The organism is Couchioplanes caeruleus, from assembly GCF_023499255.1.
GTDB lineage: Bacteria > Actinomycetota > Actinomycetes > Mycobacteriales > Micromonosporaceae > Actinoplanes > Actinoplanes caeruleus_A.
Window position 1 is genome coordinate 3,133,145 of the sequence record NZ_CP092183.1, and the last position, 23,985, is coordinate 3,157,129.

Annotated in this window: 21 protein-coding genes; 17 read left to right on the forward strand and 4 right to left on the reverse strand. The window is 67.9% G+C overall.

Features of this window, described 5'->3' with window-relative positions; all coding sequences use genetic code 11:
- Nucleotides 1–39 precede the first annotated feature (39 nt).
- The 3 genes from COUCH_RS14645 to COUCH_RS14655 all read left to right on the forward strand — a co-directional run bounded on the left by COUCH_RS14645 (nucleotide 40) and on the right by COUCH_RS14655 (nucleotide 3,220).
- On the forward strand, nucleotides 40–1,635 hold the full coding sequence (locus tag COUCH_RS14645) for a hypothetical protein (protein WP_249612627.1): 1,596 nt from the start codon (nucleotides 40–42) through the stop codon (nucleotides 1,633–1,635).
- Nucleotides 1,636–1,745: 110 nt separating this feature from the next.
- Nucleotides 1,746–2,753 carry an asparaginase gene (locus COUCH_RS14650; protein ID WP_249612628.1) on the forward strand — a complete coding sequence of 336 codons (1,008 nt, stop codon included), beginning with the start codon at nucleotides 1,746–1,748 and terminating at the stop codon, nucleotides 2,751–2,753.
- 2 nt (nucleotides 2,754–2,755) lie between these two features.
- The gene (locus COUCH_RS14655; protein WP_249612629.1) at nucleotides 2,756–3,220 is read left to right on the forward strand and encodes a PPC domain-containing DNA-binding protein; all 465 of its coding nucleotides are present in this window, start codon (nucleotides 2,756–2,758) and stop codon (nucleotides 3,218–3,220) included.
- 45 nt (nucleotides 3,221–3,265) lie between these two features.
- Here COUCH_RS14655 and COUCH_RS39175 read toward each other — a convergent pair whose 3' ends face one another.
- Both COUCH_RS39175 and COUCH_RS14660 read right to left on the reverse strand, forming a co-directional pair.
- A complete protein-coding gene (locus COUCH_RS39175; protein ID WP_430640937.1) occupies nucleotides 3,266–3,922 on the reverse strand; it encodes a 2'-5' RNA ligase family protein in 657 nt (218 codons plus the stop codon).
- Nucleotides 3,919–5,652 (reverse strand): hypothetical protein, encoded by a 1,734-nt coding sequence (locus COUCH_RS14660; RefSeq protein ID WP_249612630.1) that lies wholly within the window; start codon nucleotides 5,650–5,652, stop codon nucleotides 3,919–3,921. The genes COUCH_RS39175 and COUCH_RS14660 overlap by 4 nt, the downstream gene beginning before the upstream one ends.
- 701 nt (nucleotides 5,653–6,353) lie before the next feature.
- Here COUCH_RS14660 and COUCH_RS14665 point away from each other — a divergent pair.
- Genes COUCH_RS14665 through tmk form a run of 3 tightly spaced genes read left to right on the forward strand, consistent with a single transcriptional unit; the run spans nucleotide 6,354 to nucleotide 9,251 of the window.
- The gene (locus COUCH_RS14665) at nucleotides 6,354–7,223 is read left to right on the forward strand and encodes a hypothetical protein (protein ID WP_249612631.1); all 870 of its coding nucleotides are present in this window, start codon (nucleotides 6,354–6,356) and stop codon (nucleotides 7,221–7,223) included.
- Entirely contained in the window at nucleotides 7,177–8,649 is a 1,473-nt protein-coding gene (locus COUCH_RS14670; RefSeq protein ID WP_249613703.1) for a B12-binding domain-containing radical SAM protein, read from the forward strand. Before COUCH_RS14665 ends, COUCH_RS14670 begins: the two co-directional genes overlap by 47 nt.
- Nucleotides 8,646–9,251, forward strand: a complete 606-nt coding sequence (tmk, locus tag COUCH_RS14675) for a dTMP kinase (RefSeq protein ID WP_249612632.1) — start codon at nucleotides 8,646–8,648, stop codon at nucleotides 9,249–9,251. The genes COUCH_RS14670 and tmk overlap by 4 nt, the downstream gene beginning before the upstream one ends.
- A 107-nt stretch (nucleotides 9,252–9,358) precedes the next feature.
- Here tmk and COUCH_RS14680 read toward each other — a convergent pair whose 3' ends face one another.
- Together COUCH_RS14680 and COUCH_RS14685 are read right to left on the reverse strand one after the other, a co-directional pair.
- The gene (locus tag COUCH_RS14680) at nucleotides 9,359–9,931 is read right to left on the reverse strand and encodes a class IV adenylate cyclase (RefSeq protein WP_249612633.1); all 573 of its coding nucleotides are present in this window, start codon (nucleotides 9,929–9,931) and stop codon (nucleotides 9,359–9,361) included.
- A 309-nt stretch (nucleotides 9,932–10,240) separates the two neighbouring features.
- Complete coding sequence (locus COUCH_RS14685) at nucleotides 10,241–10,828, reverse strand: NUDIX domain-containing protein (RefSeq protein ID WP_249612634.1); 588 nt, start codon at nucleotides 10,826–10,828, stop codon at nucleotides 10,241–10,243.
- 431 nt (nucleotides 10,829–11,259) lie between these two features.
- Between COUCH_RS14685 and COUCH_RS14690 the strand changes: the two genes are divergently transcribed.
- The 11 genes from COUCH_RS14690 to COUCH_RS14740 all read left to right on the forward strand — a co-directional run bounded on the left by COUCH_RS14690 (nucleotide 11,260) and on the right by COUCH_RS14740 (nucleotide 23,393).
- Entirely contained in the window at nucleotides 11,260–13,248 is a 1,989-nt protein-coding gene (locus tag COUCH_RS14690; RefSeq protein WP_430640938.1) for an ABC transporter ATP-binding protein, read from the forward strand.
- Nucleotides 13,245–15,242 carry a methyltransferase, FxLD system gene (gene fxlM, locus COUCH_RS14695; protein ID WP_249612635.1) on the forward strand — a complete coding sequence of 666 codons (1,998 nt, stop codon included), beginning with the start codon at nucleotides 13,245–13,247 and terminating at the stop codon, nucleotides 15,240–15,242. Before COUCH_RS14690 ends, fxlM begins: the two co-directional genes overlap by 4 nt.
- Entirely contained in the window at nucleotides 15,239–16,273 is a 1,035-nt protein-coding gene (locus COUCH_RS14700; protein ID WP_249612636.1) for an AAA family ATPase, read from the forward strand. Before fxlM ends, COUCH_RS14700 begins: the two co-directional genes overlap by 4 nt.
- Nucleotides 16,270–17,640, forward strand: coding sequence for an MFS transporter (locus COUCH_RS14705; RefSeq protein WP_249612637.1), 1,371 nt, complete (start codon nucleotides 16,270–16,272; stop codon nucleotides 17,638–17,640). Before COUCH_RS14700 ends, COUCH_RS14705 begins: the two co-directional genes overlap by 4 nt.
- Complete coding sequence (locus tag COUCH_RS14710) at nucleotides 17,637–18,212, forward strand: GNAT family N-acetyltransferase (RefSeq protein ID WP_249612638.1); 576 nt, start codon at nucleotides 17,637–17,639, stop codon at nucleotides 18,210–18,212. The genes COUCH_RS14705 and COUCH_RS14710 overlap by 4 nt, the downstream gene beginning before the upstream one ends.
- Nucleotides 18,205–18,669: an NUDIX domain-containing protein gene (locus COUCH_RS14715; RefSeq protein ID WP_275980107.1), complete on the forward strand. Its 465-nt coding sequence runs from the start codon at nucleotides 18,205–18,207 to the stop codon at nucleotides 18,667–18,669. The genes COUCH_RS14710 and COUCH_RS14715 overlap by 8 nt, the downstream gene beginning before the upstream one ends.
- A gap of 24 nt (nucleotides 18,670–18,693) precedes the next feature.
- Nucleotides 18,694–19,266 (forward strand): nucleotidyltransferase family protein, encoded by a 573-nt coding sequence (locus COUCH_RS14720; protein ID WP_249612639.1) that lies wholly within the window; start codon nucleotides 18,694–18,696, stop codon nucleotides 19,264–19,266.
- Between the two features lie 49 nt (nucleotides 19,267–19,315).
- Nucleotides 19,316–20,236 carry a phosphotransferase gene (locus tag COUCH_RS14725; protein ID WP_249612640.1) on the forward strand — a complete coding sequence of 307 codons (921 nt, stop codon included), beginning with the start codon at nucleotides 19,316–19,318 and terminating at the stop codon, nucleotides 20,234–20,236.
- Between the two features lie 91 nt (nucleotides 20,237–20,327).
- Nucleotides 20,328–20,843, forward strand: coding sequence for a topology modulation protein (locus COUCH_RS14730; RefSeq protein WP_249612641.1), 516 nt, complete (start codon nucleotides 20,328–20,330; stop codon nucleotides 20,841–20,843).
- Nucleotides 20,843–22,675, forward strand: a complete 1,833-nt coding sequence (locus tag COUCH_RS14735) for an exonuclease domain-containing protein (RefSeq protein ID WP_249612642.1) — start codon at nucleotides 20,843–20,845, stop codon at nucleotides 22,673–22,675. The genes COUCH_RS14730 and COUCH_RS14735 overlap by 1 nt, the downstream gene beginning before the upstream one ends.
- Nucleotides 22,676–22,751: 76 nt before the next feature.
- Nucleotides 22,752–23,393 (forward strand): YdcF family protein, encoded by a 642-nt coding sequence (locus tag COUCH_RS14740; RefSeq protein ID WP_249612643.1) that lies wholly within the window; start codon nucleotides 22,752–22,754, stop codon nucleotides 23,391–23,393.
- Nucleotides 23,394–23,985 lie beyond the last annotated feature (592 nt).

Sequence of the window (23,985 nt, forward strand, 5' to 3'; positions counted from 1 at the left end):
CGCAGCCTGTACCGTCCGGGCCAGCGCAACGGAGGGGCCATGGCAGACTCGCGCTACACGCCGAACGAACCCTTCCGAAGTGCTCGAATCCGGCTGTTCGGCACCCGTGAAGCTCTGGCAGACGCGGTAAATGCGCACCTGCCGCCGGCATTCATGGTCTCGGCCAACGACATCGGCAAAATCGAGCGTGGCGTGGTCACCTTTCCACGCTCGCCGCGGCGAGCGGCATTTCGACGGGTCATGGGCGTTGAAACGGATCATGCGATCGGCTTCCGCAGCAGCCGCGGCATGCCGGACCTGGCGAGCGACGCGACTACGAACAGCGGACCTCGGGGGGTCACCGTTGCGGTCTCCGGAGGCAGCAATGACCAGCGAGAAGCAGTTGACCACGGTGGAACTACAACCCCTTGGCACCCCGCCGCTGTGGAGCCCACCCGAGCTTTCCGGACTCCAGCAGAACTGACACCCCGCTGGGCTGGCGGGCCGCACCACCCTTTCAAGGATGCCGGTCCTGCCGAGAGCTATCTGGTCACGCCGCCGGGCCGGGCACTGCCGGGATCGGCCATCCCGGTGCAGCTACATCCCGCGGTCCTCGGAGATCAGGTGATGGCGCGGGTGCCCGAAGGCTACGCGGAAGATCCATTCATCCGGCGGCCCGGCCGGGGATTGGTCGTCGGTCAGCTGAGTGAGCCCGACGGCGGGACCTTCGTCCTGGACAGCCGGCACGCGCGGCGCCGACTCCGGGGAGTTCCTGCCGACGCCCGTCTGCTGATCCCGCTGGCGTATCGACTCGACGATCTCACCTTTGCCCTACTGTGGGCGGTCTCGAACTTCGACGAGGCGTTGCTGGCCGACGACGCGGTGATCGCCTCGAGCGCGCAAGAGACCGCCGCGTTCGCCCAGATGAACAGGTCTGCCGTCAGCCGTGACATGGCGGTCGATGCCAGTCCCGCCAGCCGTATGTGGCTGGGATCGATGTTCTGCGCCGACCACATCCGCCGGCACATGCCAGACCTCACGGACGCACCAGTGTTCTGGACGCGCGAGCAGCGCGGCGAGGAAGCCGCCAGCTGGCTGCTGTTCACCCACAAGAACGAATACCTCCGGAGCACCTCGGCCGGTGCAGGTTCGGGCGAGCGCCTCGTGCGGGCATTCTGCATACCGCGCGAGGCGGTGGCGAAGTCCCCAGTCGGGGAGCGGGCGCTGCTGCTGCTCGCGGTCGCGCTGATGGAGTCCTACGGCATACACACCGCGGCTACCGACGCACCTGAGTTGTCCGCCACACCCGGATTCGCCTACGACCAATGTCGCCGTGCCATCACCGCGACCTGGCTGGGCGCCGACGGGATCTGGTACGTCGACGTCGCCGATGACCGGACCACGCTGCGCGGCTATGGCGACGCTGCAGGACATGCGATCCACCATTCGGTATCCGCTGGCACCACGCCGCCCCGGCGCCTGCACGCCTTGGCCGACTACCTCGGATTGGACTGGAGCTGGCTGGTCACCCGCTGCGCCGAACTCTCCGACTGGGGCAGCGAGGGCATCGCCCAACCGCGCAGCCGGCTGCTGTCGCTGGCCGGTTTCGACCGCGCCTGCCAGTTCCTCGCCGAAGCCATCCAGACGGACGGCTAGGCTCGTCACGTCCGCCAACCGCGTCAGAAGGGCCGCTCACCTTGGCAGCTACAACGAGTGCGGCCGCCACGCCCCGAGTCCTCGTGGTCGGCCTGGGCGGCACTATCGCGATGACCTCCACCACGACAGGCGGCGTCGCCCCCACCCTGTCTGCCCAGCAGCTCCTCGATGCCGTTCCCGGCCTGGCCGACACCGGAATCGACGTCGACGCCCTGACGTTCCGGACTCGCCCGGGGGCCTCACTGAGCATCGAGGACCTCATCGAGCTGACGGCGGTCATCGGCAAGGAACTCAACGCGGGCGCTGCCGGTGTGGTGGTCACCCAAGGCACGGACACCATCGAAGAAACTGCCTACGTACTCGACCTGCTCCACCCCGGCCCGCAGCCGGTTGTGGTGACCGGAGCCATGCGCAACCCCACGCAGGCCGGTGCCGATGGTCCCGCGAACCTGCTCGCCGCAGTCCTCGTCGCGGCGAGCCCCGCCGCTCGAGATCTGGGGTGCCTGGTCGTTCTGTCCGATGAGATCCACGCGGCCCGCCGAGTCCGTAAGACCCACTCCACCAACACCGCAACGTTCGCCTCCCCGAACGGAGGCCCGCTCGGTTACATGGCCGAAAACCAACCCCATTTCGTCAGCCGACTCAGCAGCCGGAACATCCTCCCCGTGCCGCGCTCGCCGATCGCAGCGCCATCGGTGGCCCTTCACACCGCCACGCTCGGGGATAACGGCAACACTCTCGAAGCGCTGACGAACAACGTCGACGGTCTGGTCATCGCCGGCTTCGGCGTCGGCCACGTCCCCGAGAGCTGGCTTCCGGTGCTCACCGACGCCGCCGCCCGGATACCGGTCGTACTCGCATCACGAACCGGTGCCGGCCCCACCCTGGCCGGAACCTACGGCTTCGCCGGTTCCGAACGTGATCTGCTCAGCCGCGGCCTGATCGGCTGCGGCATGCTGCACCCCTACAAGGCCCGCATCCTGCTGCATCTGTCTCTTGCGGCCGGCGCCGACCGCAACGACATCGCAGCGGCATTCGCGGCCGCCGGTGACATGGCGGACACCGCCTGGCCGTGGCCGCAGGCATCCCGCGCTGCCCAGGGCGGACAGGAGCGATAGGAATGCGGAGTCGAGAAACCCGGGCGGGCCGGACTGTCGTTGTCGTGTTCGAGCACGGCGACGACTTCTTCACGTCTTTGCGGCAGGCGTGCCACGACAACGGCATCCGCTCCGGCTACATCCCGATCTTCATAGCCGGGTTCGCTGCCGTCGAGCTCGTCGGCACGTGCGAACATGTCGAGAACCCGCAGGCACCCGTCTGGACGAAGGTCCAGCTGAAGAACGTCGAAGCACTCGGCGGCGGCACGATCGCCTGGGACGACGCCGTGGGTGACATCGCGCCGCATCTTCACGTCGCCGTCGGACTGAAAGAGCTCAGCGCGACCGGATACACCAGCCACCTGCTCGGCGCAAAGGTGCAGTTTCTTACCGAGTTGATCATTGTGGAGGTGGTGGATCCCGTTCTTCACCGTCAGAAGGCGCCGGAACTGTTCGACGTGCCTCTACTGCGGTTCGGCACAGACTAGGAAGCAGCACGTCCGGGGTGACGGGCCAGGTCGCGCCGGGCGAGGTTAGCCCCCGAGCGGGATCCGCGATATCGCTGTCCATCGGTAGGAATTGGTAAGTCTTCTTAGCAGGACCAGGGTAGCTTTCTCGACCGTAACGGCAATCGGCCGCAGAGGTCCGAGTGCTTCCACTGCCTCGATCGTTTCAGTTGGCGATACCTCATCGGAATTGCAATAAGCGATCGCGATGTGGGCATGAAACTCCGGCCCTCGGACCGGCGCTTCGGGAATGACGGACAATGTGGCTTCTCGTAGTTGGTCACGCAGTGTCCGGATGGACTCTTGTGGTTCCATCTCAAACCCGATAGCACCACGCGCTCCACTCATCGAAGAAATGCCGACTCGTATCGGTGGCAGCTTTTTGCATACTTCCCGAGCGGCGGCTACAGCTGCATGGAGAGTCTTTCGTGATCCGGTGTCCTCATACTCGACCCTGTCGAGTGTGACGTGTAGGTCTCGGAGCGAGACGTGGTCATAGTATGGAAATGGGATGGCTCGCTGGTATCTCCTAACGAGCGCGTGAATCTCGGGAGATTGTTCGAATGTTAGATACCAGTAAAAGGATGGTGGACCGATACGTCGGTTCCAATGGTTAACAAGGTGGTCGAGTTCTCGGAAACGATCCCACGCTCTTGGAGCCACGGTATATTCTTCTCCAGTCATGCGCGCATGTTTGCGCTCGTGACGGCTTCGCGAATGGCATCGATCTGGCGATTCCTGCCCCACCTCTGGGCAGCGCGCTCCAGGAAATCGCCGGCCCTCTGCCTAACCGAGACGAGAGGGCGGTCCTGCGAGATGTTAAGAGCATCAATGATTAGGTCGGCCGCTCGATCTAGGTCCGGGTCGGTGGAGCAGATCAGGGCTGACGCTAAGTCAATGGTAACCAGCGACTGGCTCCACGGCGAATTCGACTTCTTGATGTCAGGCATGGCCAGGTCGATGAACTGCTGAACTCTGTCAGGCTGTCCAAGAGACACGTACGCGGTGGCGGCGTTACTTGCTACCTGAGCCGCGCTGTAACAGTCGAAGGCAATGCTGGACGGTACGCCCTTGGGCACATCGTTCCTCGTCATTAAATCGTGTGCGCTCTCTACAGCCCTGTGCACCCCGCCTATGTCCCCAAGCTTACCCGCAGCTCGCGCCACGCCGTTGATGGCGAGTCGTATACTCTGCGGTCCAGTCCCAGCGAAGGCAAGCCCATCCGTTGCGAAGCGCAGGGCCTCTGGGTAGTCCTTGGCATAGTATTCGCAGAAACTTTGCACACCGCGGACCCACGCCTGAAGGTTCGGGTCCTCTGCGTATTCGGCCATCGTGAACGCTTCGAGGCAATAGGCGCGTGCCAGCGGGAAGTCGCCGCGTCCGACTGCGACGTACCCAAGGAGGCCAGCAGTTGCTGATCCCAAACCGAATAGTTGTCGCTGATGAGCTGGGCGCCTGTATTCATCCAGCAAAGCGCCCGTCCATCGTCGCTGTTTTTGCAGTTGCCGCCACAGGCTGGCGTGATCGAGGGTTTCGTATTGAGTAACAAAAAAATTCAGGCTCGAGCCCAGGGCATTCAAGGTTGAAGGGCTAACACTCCGCCCGAGCCTGTCGACACGCTGAAGAACATCAACGTAGTCTTCACTTTCAAAGTCGGTCGAGTGGACGATCGCCGCTATTCCCTCATCAGCCTCGGATACATTCAGTGCTGCTGTGACCCGATATGCTGGCTGCCCGGCACCTGCGATCCTGCCGGGTTTCGGCCCATCGGTGGAATGATTCAGCTCCGGAGTCACAGGTCCGTCGGCCGCAAGAATGCGGCGGTCGACAAATCCTAGAGCCTCGTCTGATTCAGCCTGTAGGGCCTCGCGGAAGGCTGCCCTTCGCACTTCACGGGGATACCCGACGACGCCGCGTTCGATTTTGCCGACGTCGTTTGCCGTTAATATGTAGGCTGGGGGGAGACGGGTGTTGACGGCTTCCGCAAGCGCTTCACGTGTACCGAACAGGCGCACGCGCGCTTTCCGAAACCGCACATTGGGTTCAGGCTTCGCCGCATCCGCACTGCCATCGGCCTTCGACCGCAGAAGGTCTCGGTCCAGGGGAAGCTCCTGTGGGTAGAGACCTATGTCGGCGTCGGTGACGACGTTGAGGACGTGGCGTAGCGCGGCGCGGCGTATATCGGTAGTCCAGCGGCAATCTCCACGTTCCATGGCGCTGATCCAGCCCTGGTTGACGTCGAACCTGGCAATCTCTGCTCGATCAGGGTAGAGCCGGCGCATGGCGATGTTGACGGCGTCGGCCAGTTCCGTGTGGGTCATACAGTCGCCTGGCAGCGACGGGGAGGGGATGCGGCGACGAGCGTCGAACATCAGTGTGTTCGCCCTGGCCTCGATGTCGTCGCGGCGACCCATGCGAGCACTCCTCTCACCTGGTTGCTGCCGCACGGACTCGTTGTTGCGACGGAGCAGCGGTGACCCTGGGTGCCCAGTGTTTCATGCCGGCTGCTGCTTCGGCTTACCTCGCAGGCGAGAACGATCTTGATCTCTCGAAACGTGTAGTGCCAAGGGACCGATCATCGTCTGCGGGTCCTTGATCAGTTCTGGGCGCCGAACTGCCTGACGTCATGTCCCTTTGGGTGGGGCGGCGCTTCCCTTTTGTCGCCTGGCGGTGCGCGCCCGGTAGGTAAGACTGTCGGGTTCTGGGCCGCTCAGCCTGGCGTCGCAGCGGGGCGCAGGCGACTTGTACTCCTTGATGCGCGGGCTGCGGGCACCTGCGCGGCTGCCGCCTACAGAACATCGTGCTCGATCAATCCGATGACCTGGGGTTTCCTGAGTAGCCGCTGGTCAGAGCGAGAACTCCCGTGTTGATTCCCCACCGATTCCCGCCAGTTCGGCGTTCCGGTCGCGTCGGCCATGCCTGATTGTGGAGGGAGCAGTAGCAGAGCATCGCGGTACGCGACAGCTGCAATGGGCCGGACCGATGCACTCGTCGCCCCGGTCGAAGCTGGCCGCCTCAGCAAAGGCCAGGAATGTGCCTACCTCGGAACGGGCCGATGGGCCAAAGGGGGCCATGCGGTTGTGGGACGGCGTTAGCGAAAGGAGACCCTTATGCGTTGAACGACACGTTCGTGACCGAGGAGGCAGCGGTGGAGGCGGCATCAGTGCTCGTACGGGAACACCCTGGTTGGACGACGCTGCCCGGCGGTGCCGTCAGGTTCATGCGGGCAGCTACGGCTCCGATCTGGCTGCGATGGGATGCCAGCGTAGGCCAGCTGTCACACGCGCCAGTGTTACCCGCCGACGCGGAGAATGCGCCGGCAGTGGATCGGTGTCAGAGCACGCCGTCTGACCTGAACAACGCGCTCGGCCGTGTTCTCGCGGATCTGGGCCCAGTCGTGCGCGTCCGCAACGCAGACCTGTGGGATGCGATCGGAACCGCGATCATCCGTCAGGTCATCCGCGCCGGGCAGGCACGTGCCCTCTACCAGCGCTTTTGCCAAGCACACGGGGAGCCGGTGACGTCGCCAGCCGGGTCAGGCTTTCTGTTCCCAACCGCCGAAAAGGTCGTCGGTCTGTCCCCGGCAGCATTCGCCGAGCTCGGAATGGCGTTCAAGCGCCCAGCGCTAACGGCAGCGGCGCAAGCCTATCTAGCTCACGGACCGCATTGGCGGCGGCTGCCGGCGGAAGAACTGGTCAGCGCATTGCAGGTGGTGCCACGGATCGGTCCTTGGACAGCCGGCGCCGCGGTTGCTGACTTCACCGGCGACTTCGCCTTCTACCCCTACGCCGACTTGGCGGTCCGCACGTGGGCCCGCCGAGCGGCCCCCGACGTCGAGTGGCCGGCCGATGAGGCCGGCTTCGGCATCCTATGGCGGCGCCTCACCGGCGATCGCCTGTCAGAGCTCACCCTGCTCACCCTCGCCTGGGGAGACCACCATGCTCGAGCCCAGCCTCCACCCGAACAGCCTGGCAGCCGGCCATGACCCCGCCCGCCCCATCGACCTGTTGTTCGTCAACGCGCCGCTGCGCGACTACGGCGAACGACCCCGTCTGAACGACTTCACCCTGCCGGTTCTCGGCATGGCTTACCTCGCGACCTACGCCGCTGCGCAGGGCTTCAACGTGGCCGTGCTGGACGCTGAGGCCCACGGCATTCCCATCGCCGAGAGCATCGACCACGTCAACGCTCTGGCGCCTCGTTGGGTGGGGCTGAACCTGCTGGCACCCACCTACGAGATGAGCGCCCGGATCGCCGCCGGCCTGGATCCCGGCATCAAGCTCATGGCCGGCGGCCACCACGCCAAGGCGATGCCCGCCCAGATCCTCACCGACCCGCGGATGAACCGCTGCCACGCGCTGGTCCTGGGCGAGGGTGAGACCCGCGTCGTCGAACTACTCAAGGACCATCGCAGCCGCGCGGATCTCCCGAACGTGATGTGGGTCGATCCGCTCCTCCACAAGCCGGTCTCGGGTGGCCGGCCCGGGATGAACCACCACCTCGCCCCGGACATCGACGCCCTGCCATTCGTGGACCGCCGGTACCTGACCCAGGACCCGCGCATGGCCGAAGACGGCCGGATCGAGGCGAACATGGTCGGGGCACGCGGTTGCCCCTACGACTGCTCTTTCTGCGGCGCCGCCGTGAGCGCCAACCCGGACATCCAGATCCGCGTACGGCGACCCGACAACATCATTGCCGAGATGGAGGAGCTCCGGGCCAGGTACGGAGTGACCGCGTTCCGGTTCGTCGACGACCTGTTCCTCGGCGCCCGCCGCGTCATCGACACCATGACCACGGCGTTCGCCGCTGAACGCATCGGCGACTGGGCGGTGTGGGACGCCACCGGCCGCATCAACATCCTCGACCGGGCCAGCGACCAGACCTTGGACGCCCTGGTCGCCAACGGACTCCGTGAGGTGGCTCTAGGCATCGAGTCCGGTAACCCGCGCGTCCTGGAATACATCGACAAGCGCATCCACCCCGACATGATCCGCACCGTCGTGCGCCGGCTCACCGAACGCGGCATCAACGTCAAGGGCTACTTCATCCTGGGCTTCCCCGGCGAAACCACCGACGAACTCGCCGACACCGTCAACTTGGTCCACCAGCTGTGGGACACCACTGACGGCCAGCCCGGGCGGTTCCGCTCCAGCGTCTTCGAGTTCCGCCCCTACCCCGGCACGCCGGAATGGACCCGGCTCATGGCCACCGGCCAGTACACGGCCGAGCAACTGCTTGCCTACAACGCCGTCGACCTCACCAGCAACGGCGTGGATGAGGCCATGCGGCAACGCGACGAGTTCAACTTCTCGGTCGGCATCCAGTTCGGCGGCGTGCCGGTAGAACAGGTACGCCGGCACCTGGCCGAGCTGTCGCGCGAACAACACGCGCGGCTGGTCACCGCATGACGGCCCGCCCGGGGCGGTTCATCGTGATCGACGGACCCAGCGGCGTCGGCAAGTCGACCATCACGACCCTGCTTGCGCGAAGCCTGTCCGGGGCAGGCCATGACGTGCTCACCACCAGCGAACCGTCGCACGGACCGATCGGCGAACTTGCCCGAGGTGGCACCCACGACTACCGGGGCCTCACCCTGGCGTGCCTGGTAGCGGCGGATCGCTACCACCACCTCGCCGAGCAAGTCCGCCCGGCGCTGGCGCAAGGACGCGTCGTGGTCTGCGACCGTTACGTGCCCAGCTCCCTGGTCCTGCAGCACCTCGACGGTGTTCCGGACCCCTATATCTGGCAGCTGAACGCCTGCGCCGACAAGCCGGACCTGACGATCTTGCTTGTCGGTGAGGACGAGATATGCCAACGACGGGCTGAGCAACGCGGCACCTACAGCCGATTTCACGTAGGCCTCGACGGCGAGGGCGCCGCGTACCGCAGGATCGCAGGGTCGCTCCGCGAGCAGGGGTACCGCACACAGGTGCACGACATCGGAAGCGCGTCGGAGGAGCAAGTGGCCGATGCGGTCTTCGCCGCAGTGACTCGTGAGCTGATGTGCTGAATGGCGATGATGTGGCTATTCCGGCCCGATGCGACACCCGGTGCGTCGGTCCGGACGAAGCTCAAGACAGTGATGGCTTCGGGCGCGGGCTGGCCCAGCGGGGCGGCTCAGACCGTGGAGACGATGCCCGCCTGTGTAGGTGGCACACGTGCCGGTGGGACGAGCTGATCGTAGGTGGTGCCGATGCGTTCCAGCGGTGCGCCCAGACCGCTGACCCAGTGGGCCAGCTGCGCCTGCACGCCGGCCATGTCGTCGGTCGCGGTGGTCATGAGTTCCACCTCCAGGAAGGCACCGACGCCATCGACCTGGTCAACACACAGCGCGTAGTCATCGATGCGCCCGACACGGCGGGTCTTGGCGACCTGCACGGTCGTCCGGTACCCCATCGCCAGCAGGGCCTGGTGCATCTGCTCCCGGTCCGCGACGACTGTCTCGTACTCGAGACAGGCCAGGACGTTATCCACCGGCGTCTTCGTCGTGAACAGGCACACACCGTTCTGGACGCGCAACCTGGCGAAGGTCACCCCGCTCCGAGGCTGCCCGTCGACCCAGCTCGCCGGCGCGTATGCCTGGTCCTCCTGCCGGACCTGCGGCGAGAGGGCCACCCCTCGCCTATCGAGCGCAGCCAGGAGCGCATCAAGGCCGGAGACCCGGTACTTCACTTCGACCTCACCACTCACCGCACACGCCCACCTTCGTACGCCGACGCCCAGGACCGGCGAAGGTTAGCGCGTAACGGCCCCCTGTGCCCTTGTCACTCACCGGGCATCGCCACCTTCACCCGATTCAGCATCTCCGAACGACGGTGCGGCAATGACTGGCGTTGCACCCTGCAGGGCGGTCAGGGGGCAATGTGGGGACGCCACGAACCGGATCGCGCCCGATCATCCAAGAGCGGCAGGAGGCGCACCGCTGAACGAAGGTTCGACATCGCCGACGGTGCTACTAACGAGGGTTGGCAGCTCGGGGTCCGGCGCGCCCAGCGTCGGTCAGACCGCAGCTGGGTGGGGCAGGTGAAGGGCCATTTTTGTAATAAAGCGGTCTACCTCGGTCGGGGCGTGGCAGGCGGCGATCCAGTTCTCGCGATGATCGATGCTTACCCAGCGCAGGCCACGGAACTCGGTTCCGTCGCAGTCCAGCGGCATGTCTTGGCTGCCGTGCAGGACGAACCACAGGGTGACGTCGGTGTGCTGGCCTGGGCCCCGAGTGATGCTCTCGGTGACGAACAACGGACGGGCGTCAAACGCGGGGTGGAAGCCGGCTCGGACCGTGAGTTCCTCAGCGGCCTCGCGCACGACCGCCTGCGCTGGGGGCTCGGAATCGACGTGTCCGCCGGGCAGTACCCAGGCCTTCGCTTTGATGTGGTCGACTTGCAGCACGGTGCGGCGGGCGTCGTCGAGGATCGCGAAGTAGACGGCGAGGTGCCGCGGCGGCATAGGGCCGTGGTCACGAAACAGCGGTGCGCCGGAGTCGATCCAGGCGATTACCGACGCCTGGGCCTGAGCTTCGGCAGGATCGAGCGGTGCGATCGCGGCGACCGTGGCGCGGATCTGGTCGCGCAGCGTCTCCTGGCTCATCACGGGTGCCTCCCGGTGTCGTCGATACCCAGCCGCAACGGCAGATGCTGCGCGGCGGTGGTGGGCCGGTGGGGGTGCAGGAAACCTACCGCGGCTCGCCGTTCCGGTGGCGGACAACATGCCCGCCGGTACCTCCATCCAGACCATCATTGTTCGCCTGGTGATCCGACATGCCGGTCAGAACTGCGGCGTCGGAGGCTGCCCGATCGGCGCCCATCGCATCGACACCCGGTACGACGCGGGGAGTTCCAGGTGAGATACGGGTGGGTCCTTCGGATGGGCGACCGAAGCCCCTCGTGGCGGCGACCGACCGTGCGCGGCGGCTCGCGGCCGCTCTTCGGCGACCGGTACCGATGTGGCATGACCGGCCGACACCTCCATCCCTTCCTACCGATGTCAGTTTCGGACCCGTGCGGATCTTTCAGAGGTGAGTGCCGGTGAGCGCGACGACGGACAAGACGCAGGCAAGGGATCAGATCCCTCTGCAACCCGGGCCGGCTCAGGTGGAGTCGGTGTTGCCGGAGTTACGCGCGGCGGATTGGGAGGTGGGGATCCGGCGTCGGGCGGAGACCGGTGTGTTCGGGGTGTTCGCCGAGCTGCCGGGCCTGGTGCGTGAGGCGGTGGCGATCAGCTGGCGCGCTGATCGGGTCCGCACGCTCGTCGTGGCCCTGGCGACGGTGGTCGCCGGGGTGATGTCGACCTTCGGTCTGCTGTCCACCCAGCGGTTCCTGGTGCACCTGTTCTCGAGCGGCCCGACACCCGATCGGGTGAAAGCAGCATTGCCGGCGCTGATCCTGCTCGCAGCGGTGACCGCGGCCCGCGGCGGGCTCGGCATCGTGGTCGGGTATGCGCAGAACGGGTTGACGCCGCGGGTGACCCAGGCCGCCGAGCGCCGGCTGTTCGAGGTGACGTCGGCGGTGGAGCTGGCGGCGTTCGATCAGGACGCGTTCGCCGACGACATGGAACGCGCGACCCGCGGCCCCGACAGCGCCGCCACGTTGGTGCAGGAGACCTCCAACATGTTCGCCGGTCTGGTGAACCTGTGCGCGGTCGCGGTGGCCGTCGCGGTGATCAACCCGCTGTTGCTGGGCGCATTGCTGGTGGCGACGGTGCCGAACGCGTACGCGGCGTTGCGGGCCGGGCATCTGAGGTATGCGACGTTCGTGGCCGGGTCGGTGCGGCGGCGCCGGATGTGGGTGCTGCAACGGCAGATGGCCGAACGCAACTCGGCGCCGGAGCTACGCGTCTACGGGCTGCGCAGTTTCGTGTTGGGCCAGTTCGACCGGGTGATGCACGCCCAGACCGACGTGGACCTGGATCTGGCGCGACGGACAACCACGATGACCAGCATCGGCGCCACGATCAGCGGCTTGGGCCTGGGCGGGGTGTGGCTGCTGCTCGGGGTGCTGCTGTCCGACGGGAAGATCCCGCTCGCCGCGTCGGTGACGTGCGTGGTCGCGGTCCAGGCCGCCCAGCGCGCTTTGGCGGCGGTGACGTTCCAACTCGACCGGGTCTTCACCAACGGCCAGTTCCTGAAGCAGTACGTCGAGTTCCTCCACCGTGCCGGCGACTACCTGCCCGCCGCCTCGACCGGCACCCGCCCCATGCCGGCGCCACTGCAGCAGTTGGCCGTGCGCGGGGTGAGCCTGCAATACCCGGACCGCAAGGACCGGGCGGTTGACGGTGTCAGCCTGACCATTGAGGCCGGGCAGACGGTGGCGTTCGTCGGGGAGAACGGATCCGGCAAGTCCACCCTGGCCGCGATGATCGCCGGGCTGCGGACCCCGACCAGTGGCGTGATCGAGTGGAACGGTCAACCGTTCGCGGACCTCGATACCGAGGCGTTGCGGGCACGGATGGCGGTGGTCATGCAGGAACATCACCACTGGCCGTACACCGCGGCGACGAACATCGCCATGGGTGACCTTGCCACGATCCCCGAGCAGGCCCGGATCGAAGCCGCCGCACGGCAGGCCGCCGCCCATGAACCGATCACCGCCCTGCCGCACGGTTACGAAACCCTGCTGGACCGCACGTTCAAAGACGGGCAGGAACTGTCCGGCGGGCAGTGGCAGCGGATCACCGCCGGACGCGGCTTCTACCGCAACGCCGAACTCCTCGTGATGGACGAACCGTCCTCGGCGCTCGACCCGCGCGCCGAACACGCCCTGTTCCAATCAATCCGCTCCCGGCAGGGCACCAGGACCACCATCTTGATCACCCACCGGCTCGCCAACATCGTCGACGCCGACCGGATCTTCGTCCTGCACGACGGCGTCCTGGAAGAACAAGGCACCCACGCCGAGCTGATCACCGCCGGCGGCCGGTACGCCACCCTGTACGCATTACAGGCCGCCGGCTACCAGCCACGCGAGGCCACCTCGTCGCAGTCGGCAGCCGTCGATGCGGATCAGGCTTGACCGGCGCCGGCGAGGTCATGGTGGAGCGGTCACAGGACAGGCCGGACCCTGCCTGGGTACTGACGGCGGTCGTCGCGGCCCGCGACGCGTGGGTGGCCGATGCCACGGCGGTCCTGCACGCCGATCCGCGGGTAGCAGGCGCGGTCCTGGTCGGTTCACTCGCCCGCGGTGACAGCGACGCGTTCAGCGACGTGGACCTGATCGTCGCAGTCGACTCGCCGATCCCGCAGATGTTGCTCATCGACCCGTTCGCCGCCCTCGGGTTGCCCGGCGTCGCGCTCTATCGCAGGCCGAAGCCGCGCAACGCGCCGGCTGGCGGCGGCTATCTCGCCGTGGCGGTCGAGCTCGCCGGTCTGCCGGTCCTGTTTGACGTGTACCTGTGGCCGGCCACGACTGCGGCCGTCCCGGCCGGCGGGCGAGTGCTGACCGAACGGACTCGCCTGCCCCGCACTGGGCTGGGCCTGCTGGACCTGCTTGCTACCTCCCCGCCGGAGGACGCGTCCGGCTCCGATCCGGATGATCCGGCCACTCTGCTCCTGCTGGTCCAGCTGGCCGCGAAGTATCACGCCCGCGGCGATCGGCGTCGCCGGGCTGCGATCTGCCACCAGCTGCACATCAGCGACGTCACCGATGCCAGCGAACTGCGCAGGCTGCTCGACACCCGGCTGGCCGCTATGCGGCCGCCACCGGGGCGGGCGCTGGCCGCGGTTCGGCGGCTACTCGACCTCGTATCCGTCTTGTTGAAAGAGGTGCTCGTGTCCACCAGCCCCGACGTGCAGGATCGCACTCCCGAAGAGGCCCGGCAGGAGCTGGTCGACCAGCTCACCGCCCGAGGGTGGATCACCCAGCCCGCGGTGGCCACGGCGTTCGCCGCGGTGCCGCGGCATCTGTTCGCCCCGGAGGGCACCAGTATCGAGGCGGCGTACGCCGACGACACCGTGGTCACCCGGCGCGGCCCGGACGGGAAGACGACCAGCTCGATCTCCGCGCCGTGGCTTCAGGCGTACATGATCGAGGCCGCCGCCCTGAGCCCGGGATCGCGTGTGCTCGAAATCGGCTCAGGTGGCTACAACGCCGCCCTACTGGCTGAGGTGGTCGGCCCGGCCGGGACGGTGGTCACCGTCGACATCGACGCCCAGGTGGTTGCCAACGCCCGGACCGGGTTGGCCCGGGCCGGCTACCCGCAGGTTCAGGTGATTTGCGGCGACGGCGAGCACGGATACGCCGACGGCGGCCCGTATGACGCGGTGATCGTCACGGTCGAGACCAGCGACGTACCAACGGCGTGGATCCGGCAGCTCACGGCCGATGGTGTGTTGGTGATCCCGTTGCGGATGCGCGGGCACACCCGCTGCCTCACGCTGCGACCCGACGGCGATCACCTGGTCGCGGCGGCGGCGTTGCAGTGCGGGTTCGTGTCGATGCAGGGCCACGGCCGGGACCCGGTACGCCGGATCCCATTGCGTGGCGAGGACGCCGTCCTGGTGTTGGACGACACCTCCACTCAGGTCGATGGGGACGCTTTGCGGGCGGCGCTCGACACGCCGGGCGTGCTGCAGTGGTCGCCGGTGACGGCCGCGCTCGACGACGGCAGCGCGTTCGAGTCGGTGCACCTGTGGCTGGCCAGCCAGCCTCGCTCGTACGGAATCCTCACCGTCGACCGGGAGAAGACCGCCGGCCTGCTGGACCCGCAGGACCGGTTCTTCTGCCCGACCCTGCTGAACGGCGACAGCTTCGCCTACCTCACCCTGCGCAGACAGAACGCCGAGACCCTTCAGTTCGGAGGCCACGGCTACGGACCTGCCGCGGACACCCTGGTCGCGGAACTGATCGACCTGCTGACCGTCTGGGACGAGCAGCACCGTGTCTCGTCCGGGCCTCGGATTACCGTGCACCCGACCGGTAGCCGCGTGCCCGACAGCGGCGGATTGCGGCTGTTGGTGCCGCGTCGGCACACCACTACCGCAATCACCTGGTCCGGCCGCGCACGATGACGACCATCGACCACACGGCCGCGGCAGTGCCGACACTGGTAATCATTCGCGGGAATTCTGGCTCCGGGAAGTCGACCGTCGCAGCCGAGGTTCGCCGCCGTTACGGTCGGGGCTGCGCGCTGATCGAGCAGGACTATCTGCGCCGGGTGGTGCTGCGTGAGCACGGCGCCAACAGCACCCCGGCGGTGGCGCCCGGGTTCATCACCGCGATGGTGCGTGCCGCTCTGCGGGCGGGCTATCACGTCGTCCTGGAGGGAATTCTGCACACCGGCCAGTACGGGGCACCGCTGCGGGAGCTGATCGCCGAGCATCCAGGGCGGTCCGCGGTGTTCTGGATGGACGTGTCGTTCGACGAGACGGTCCGCCGGCACGCCGGCCGCCCCGGCATGGCCCACATCAGCGCGGAGACGATGGCGTCATGGTTCGCCGCAGACGACCTGCTCGGGGTCGACGGGGAGCAGCAGATCGCGCAGGAGTCCACCGTTGAGGACAGTGTGTCGGCGATCCTGCACGGCAGCAACCTGGCCGAGGCCGCTGCCCTGACCCCGTGCCCGCGGTTGTGTCGGCGCTGCGCCGAGAAATGTGGCCCCTCCGCCGGTGACCTGCGGCCGGGGACGAGGCCCGGCGTGGGGACATCCGTCGACCGCGCCGGTCCGCCCGAGGGGTCACCCGGTGGGGACAATGGGGGTCCGGAGTCGGGGATCTGGGAGGCGATCGCGGCGTCGCGGGCGTGGTTGGACGAGCACAACGGCACGGCCGAGCCGGAACTGGGTCTACGGATCCTCAAGATCGTTGAGGAAGCTGGCGAGGCCGCAGCGGCGTGGATCGGCACCGTTGGCCAGAACCCCCGCAAAGGTGTAACCCACGATCGGCAGGACGTGGCCGACGAGCTCGGTGATGTCGCGGTCACCGCTTTGGTCGCCGCCGCCAGCCTCGGCTTCGATCCCCGCACCGTTCTGGCCCAGGTCGCGGGGAAAGTCGTCGGCCGGCTCGGCCCGCCGCCGGCCGACAAGCCGGTCGACTCGCCATGACCGCCGTTGGCCCGTCTCCGGCCTCACCCGGCCAGGCGTCGCAGCCCGCCGGTAGCCGGGTCCGGGCTGGTAAAGGCGGCGAGCGCCGGTTCTGGTCGGCGTACGCGATCAGCGCGCTCGGCAGCGGCGTCGGGGCGGGCGCCCTGCCGCTGGTAGCCATCCTGGTGCTCGGCGCCTCGGACTGGCAGGTTTCGCTGCTGGCGGTGCTGGCCGGCCTCGCCGGGGTGGCGCTGGCCGTGCCGTTGGGACCGTACATCGAGTTCCACCACAAGCGACCCGTGATGATCAGTGCCGACCTCATCCGGTTCGCCGCCCTGGCCAGCGTCCCGATCACCGCCTGGGCGGGCATGCTGAGCTACGGGCAGCTGTGCGTGGTCGCCGTGCTCCAGACCGCCGCGACGATCGCGGCGAACGCTGCCGCCCAGCCCTACCTCAAAACCCTGGTCCCCGTGCGGGAGCGGGCCCGGGTGAACAGCCGTCTGGAGACCACCACCTGGACCACCGGCGCTCTGGGCCCGCCGGCCGGTGGGCTGCTCGTGTCCGCCACCAGCCCGATCGCCTCCATCGGGATCGACGCGGTCAGCTACCTGCTCGCCGCATGCGGCTGGCGGCGCATCCGCCATCACGAACCGACACCACCACAGGGCGCCGGGCGGCGGCAGTGGCGGGCCGACACCGTCGCCGGCTGGCAATACATCTACGCCCACCCAGGCCTGCGGCGGCTGTTCGCTAACGCGATGCTGTTCGGCGGGGTCATCATGGCTTCCTCCCCGTTGATCGCCGTGTACCTGCTGCGTGAGCTGCACTTCAGCCCGCTGCAGTACGGGATCGCGCTCGGCATGCCCTGCGCCGCCGGGGTAGCCGGCTCACTGCTCGCCCCGACTCTGATTCGCCGCGCCGGTCTGGGCCGGACCCTGCTGTACGCAGGATTCGCCCGCTGCCTGTGGATGGCGCCGATCCTGCTCGCCCCACCAACCACGGCGGGTCTTATGCTGATCATCGCCTCTGACAGTGCGCTGCTGCTGTGCGCCGGGATCTTCAACCCGGCCTTCGCCACCTACCGCATGAACGTCACCGCCGACACCCACCTGTCCCGCGTCGTCGGCGCCTGGGCGATGTCCAGCAAACTCGTGCAACCAGCCTGCATCGCCGCCGCCGGACTGCTCGCCGCCACCGCAGGCATTCGCACGGCCATCGCCGTGCTGGCAGTGGTGCTGCTGGCGTGCCCCGTGCTGATGCCCTGGACGGCACTGCGCCCGGCGGGCCGCACCGCACCGCTGCCCGCCCTTAGAATCGGCCGGCGGGAGTATCTGCTCACCCCGGCTCACCGCTCCGGTGCCGGCCAGAGCGGAAGTGACCAGCGATGACCACGGCGCCCTTGAAGGCCCTGACCGGCGAGCGCGTCGTGGTGCGCGCTCCTGCGCCCGGCGACGAGCATGCGCTGGTGGAGATGGCCACCGACCCGCGGGTGCGCCGCTATCTGGGCGGCCCCAAGGATCAGGGGGTTGCTGAGGCCGATGCCGCCCGGAAAGTCGGCGAAGCGCGGTGGGGTCAGTTCGTGATCGTCGACCGGGCCGCGGGTGTGGTGGCCGGCAGCGGCAGTGTGGCCCGCAAACGCGGGCCGTGGGAGATCTCCTACCAGCTGCGTCACCCGTTCTGGCGGCGCGGGCTGGCCGGTGAGGCCGTGGCGCTGGTCCGCGACTGGTTCTTCGCCACCACCGGCGAGGACCTGCTGATCGCCACGACTCAGCAGGCGAACCTGGCCTCGCAGCGCCTGCTGGAGCGCCTCGGCGCGGTACGCGCGGGCAGCTTTGAGCAGTACGGCTTGACCCAGCTGCGTTTCGACTTCCACCGACCAGGCCACCGCGTTCCCTGCTCATCACCCGCCGTGACGTCCCGGCCTGACGGCCCCAGCCCTCGAGGAGATCGTCATGACTGACTACACCGCGACCTTGCCACGCAAGCGCATGGGCGCCGGCGTCGTGTTCACCAACCAGGACGGACACGTCCTGCTCGTCGAGCCGACCTACAAACCGAGTTGGGAGATCCCCGGTGGCGCGGTCGAGGCCGACGAATCACCGCGCGCCACCGCGGTCCGCGAGGTCGCAGAAGAGCTGGGACTCGACGTCACGCCCGGCCAACTCCTGGTCGTGGACTGGGTACCCGCCCGGGACGGGCGCACCGAAGGACTCATGCTGCTGTTCGACGGCGGAAACCTCAGCCCTGAACAGACCAGCGCGATCCGGCTGCCCAGCGATGAACTACACAGCTGGGCCTGGTCCGGCCCAACTCAAGCCGAGGAACGCCTGTCCGATCTGCTCGCCCGCCGCGTCGCCGCCGCGCTCACCGCCCGCACCACCAGCATGACCGCCTACCTCGAAAACGGGCACGCATGAGCCCTCGACCGCAGGGAGCCGACCGTGGACAACGAGCTGACCGACCTGATCCGCGCCAGCCGGTGGCTGATGGACGTTCTGCGCGCAGTCCGCGACGCCTCGCTGCCCGACGCCTGGGTCGGCGCTGGGGTATTGCGCGACCTCGTGTGGGGTGAGCGCCACGGGCCGGGCTTTCGCCCCGACCGTGTCCGTGACGTCGACGTGGCGTTCTACGACCCCCAAAATCTGAGCCGCACCAACGACGACCGCGCAACCGACCACCTCACCGACCGGCTTCCCAGTGTGCCGTGGGAGGCCAAGAACCAAGCCGCCGTGCACACCTGGTACCCGCACAGGTTCGGCGGTGACCCGGTCAAATTTCTCACCGGCATATCCGATGCGGTCGGGACGTGGCCCGAGACCGCCACCGCCGTAGCCGTGCGGCTGATAAACACCGACGCGCTACAGGTCTGCGCGCCGTACGGCATCGACGACCTACTCAACGGCGTCTGGCGGCGCAATCCCCGCCGGATCAGCGTCGCCCAATCACGCGCACGCCTCGCCCGCCACGATCCCGCTACACGCTGGCCCGGAGTAAAGGTGGTGTTCCCAGAGTGAGCGCGTCGGACCGCTGGACCTGCGGTGAGCCGCAGGAGGTGGTGTCGCGGTGACCGTGTCGTTCACTGCACGCCCGCCCTGGCAGACCACGCCCGCGGAGCTGCGCCACGCGGTGCATTGCCGTGCCGGCGAGGTCGTCGCCACTCGAGACGTTACGGGCGGGATGTCACCTGGCCCAGCGGCCGTGCTCACGCTCGGCGACGGTGGCCGCGTCTTCGTCAAGGCGATTTGCAAGGCGGTCAGCGCCGGCTCGCACGGGCTCTACCAGCAAGAAGCCGACATCCTACGGATCATCCCGGCGACTGTTCCCGCCGCCCGGCTACGCGGCGTCGTCGAGCGGCGCGATTGGATCGCGCTCCTACTGGACGCCATAGCCGGCCAGGTCGCCGGGCCGCCCTGGACCACCACCACAGTCATCGCCGCAGCCGGGGCCTGCGCCGCCATGGCCGACGTGGAGGCTCCCACCGGCGTGCCAGCTGTCGTTGAGCGCCTGCCCGATCTCGACGGTTGGACGGCGCTGGCCCGCGAACGGACCTCACTCAGCGACTGGGAGAGCCGACACATCGAGCGCCTGGCCGCGGCCACGACAGGATGGCGGCATTGGACCAGCGGCCCCCACCTGAGCCATCAAGACATCCGCGGCGACAACATCATCATCCGGGCCGGCGACGGCCGAGCGGTCTTGGTCGACTGGGGATACGCCTCACACGGGGCGTCTTGGCTGGACCGGGCACTTCTCGCCGCCGACGTGGTCGCCGCCGGGCACGAGGGCGGCCCCGAGACAGCGCGACAACAGGCGCTGGAGCTGCTAACCGATCAACCGCCCGAGGCTGCACGATTCGTGATCGCCCAAGCAGGCATGTGGCGCCGCAACTCGACCCTTCCGCCCCACCCCGGCATGCCGACACACCGCCGCTGGCAGCACCAACGGGCGATCGCTTTGCAACCACTGATCGAAGACCTTCTATGACCGGTCCCCACCTTTACTCCGACATCCGTTTGACCACAGCTCACGCATGGGTCCCGGGCGCCCGCGACCCATCCGGCAAGGGTGGTAAATCATGCAGCGGATCGCGATCCTTGGTGCCAGCGGCGCCGGTAAGACCGTCTTGGCCCGCACACTGGGCGACCTGCTTGATCTGCCGGTTACCCATCTCGACCAGCTGCGCTACGACTCGGGCTGGAACGTGATCCCCGAGCCGGACTTCGTCGCGGCGCAACACCAGCTGGTGGCTGGCGCGCGGTGGATCGTCGACGGCAACAGCCTGGCCAGCCTCCCGGTGCGCGCTGCCGCGGCGGACACCGTCATCGTGCTCGACCCGCACCCGCTGGTCTGCCTCACCGGGATCGCCGCCCGGCGGCTGCGCTACCGCGGCGGCCAGCACGCCGACGGTGTGTACGACCGGGTCACCCTCGAAGTCCTGAAGTACGCGGCCACGTACCGCGCCCGGCATCTGCCCCGAGTCCAGGACTGCCTACGCGAGCACGCCACCCGGGCGACATTCGTGCATCTACGCAGCCGCCGCGCCGTCACCCGCTACGTGGACCAGGTCCGCGCCGTCGGCAGGAGTTCATGATGACCGGTCTGCACCGCTACCTCGACGATCCTGCCTTCGCCGCCACACGCTTTGTCGTCATCGACTTCGAGGGAACCACGCCTGCGGGATGCCCGGCCGAACCGATCGAGGTCGGCGCCGTCATCCTGCGCCCCACCCCGGGCGGCATGGAGTGCGTCAGCCAGTTCGAGGCGCTGATCCGGCCGCCCGCGTATGCCCCGTTGACCGAGGCAGACACTCGGCAGACCGGGATCACCGCGCCGATGCTCGCCGGCCGGCCCGCCGCCCCGGCCGTCCTCGCCGGCCTGGACGCGCTGCTGACCGACCCGCCGTACCTGCTGGTCGCGCATCACGCCTGCACCGAGGCCGGAATCTTGCGCCGCTACGCGCACGACTGCCCGACTGCCGCCGCCGCGCCGATGCTCGACACCCTCGCCCTGGCCAAACGGTGCCGGCCCGGCCTCGCGTCGTACGCCCTCGATGCCCTACTGACCCTCCACGGGATCGGCATCCCCGCCAGCCGGCATCGCGCGCTCGCCGACGCCGAGGTGACCGGCCACCTACTGGTCCGGCTGCTGGCCGACGGCGCCCGAGCACACCGCTGGTGCCGACTGACCAGCTACGAGACCTCGCCGGCCAACCACCACCCGCCAACCCGCACCCGCAGGAGTCCTTGTTCTGACCGTTGCAGCGGCGCTTGCAGTCTGGCCCACGAGGCGGGAAGCCGCGATGGCAGCCATGAGCGAGAAAGCCCGCGCAAACGCCCCCTCCTCATCACCGTGACCAGGAGAACGATGAACCTGAGCGACGACACGATCAGCCGGGTCCCTGAAGACGTCTACCTGCACGACGCGCGGCGCGGGCCGACGCTGCACTACTCCGACCCGGCCGCGATCCACCGGGACCTGGCCGCGTTAGACGTCCCCGACGGCGCCCGCGTGCTCGAAGTCGGCACCGGCACCGGCTACTCGAGCGCGCTGCTGGCCGAGCTCGCCGGCCCGGCCGGGCACATCGTCAGCATGGACGTCGACGATCACTTGGTCCAAGCGGCGAACCAGCTGCACGGTGAACGCGGCATCGGCACCGTCGTCACCTGCCATACCGGTGACGGCCTCGCCGGGCACCCGCCCGGTGCCCCCTACGACCGGATCGTCGCCTGGCTTTGCCCGCCGCGGCTCCCGTCCTCATGGGTGCACCAGCTGGCGCCCGACGGCCGGATCGTGACCTGCCTGCCGGTCGCGCCGCTACCCTCGGCCAACATCATCACCACGATCACCGTGCACGCCGGCCGGCCGCACGCCGACCAGCTGACCTTCGGCGGCTACGCTCAAAGCCACCTGACCCCAATCGACGACGTGCACACCATCCCGCCCCGCTGGGTCGACGCCATCATCGGCCAGCCCGAGCCGTCCTGGATCTCGATCAGCTGGCGCGTCAGCGACCCGCACCGTGACGGTGCCCGCGCCGCACTCCACCAGCTCCAGCGCCCCGGCCACACCGGCAGGTACGAGCGCACACCGCTGGACTGGCAGTCCTTCACCGCGTTCACCGCAGCTCTCGCCGACCCGAACCTGACCGCTGTCTCGCTGCACGGTCAAGGCCGCGGCATCGGGCACACCACCCCGACCTCGGCCGCGATCATCCTTACCGACGGCACCATCGTCGCCAACCACCCTGAATCGGTTTCACTGCGGACGCTGCACACCTGGCTGCGGCGATGGGAAGACGCCGCCCGGCCGGGGCCCAACGCCTACACGACCATGCTGACCCGAGCCGAAGACGACGATCCGCCCGGATGGGACCTACGGCTCCGCATCCGGCCGGGAAACACGCAACAGGCCGCCAGGCCATGACGGCACAGAGCACCTCGAGAGCTGCACACCTCGTCGCAGCCTGCCCATGCCGCCATGCACGAGCAGGGCGCTCGACATGGCAGTGACCGATGACATCGCCGACTTCGTCGACGCGTCCGCACCGGGGCTGGGCCAGGCCGACCTGATCTTCGTGTTCGGCTCCACCCTGCCAGACGCCGTCACGCCCGCCCTGCGAGCGTTCCGAGCCGGGCTGGCGCCGCTGATCGTCCTGACCGGAGGTCCCAACCGCCGCAACCCCGCGATCGTGGAGAGCGACGCACACGCACGGCTGCTCAAAGCACGGGGGATTCCGCCGGATCAGATACTCATCGAACGACGCTCCCGCACCTCCCACGAGAATGTCGCGTTCGCCCGCCCTCTCGTCGAGGAACGCCTTCACGCGCCACGAACGGTGATCGCCGTCGTGAAATGGTGGCAACGCCGACAGATACACCTGGTCGCGGCAGGCCTGCCGTCCGTCGAACGTATCTACGCCGCAACGTGGAACCCTCCCGCCAGAGCCGACGGGCGACCCTACGACCGGACCACCTGGGCGTCCAGTTCCGACCAGCCGCGCATCGAAGACGAGTTCGGCTACCTGAGGAAACTCCTCGACAGCGGCGAGTTGCCTGCGCTATCCCGCACGGAAGCGGGCTGGACCCGGGCGACGCCCAGCAGGTCAGAACCCGCCGTTCCCCGGCCGATGATCCGCACTTGACCAACAACCAAGATCGGCGGGTACCTCCTTGCGCGATCGCTGTGCGGCAGAAGGAGGCGATAGTGACGACGCGACCGGCGACCAGAGTCTTGATGGCATTGGAACTGGCCTCCTACGACCTGATGTGGGCGCGCGCCTTCTCCAGAATCCGCGTGTCTCATGAGACATCAGCGTTGCCAGCCTGGTGCAGTTTAGAGGCCGTCCTCTCGTTGGGATGACGCGCCTGATGTCCGACCAACTGGTAGAGACGGACATTGAGGAGTCGGGTTATTTGGCTTAAGGTGATCGGCCCTGTGCAAGCAACGCTGATCAGCCGAGTTTGTGCACGGCGCCGGTAGCGCGTGAAAGGTGCGTCGACGACGCAGTCCTAGCTAGTCCGTCCGCCGCCGCGGCACTGCGTGGCAAGATCGCTAGTTTGCACCGGCGCTGTGTTCATGATCAGGGGGCCTGGCGCGAGCAGGCGGTGCTGGCTGCAGCAGCGACGGTGGAGCGGCCAGCGAGGGCCATCAGGACCGGAATGCCGTGGATGGTGAGCAGGAAGGCCCCTCGACCGCACGGACCTGGATCTGCGCCGCGGCGTGCAGGCAGAGCA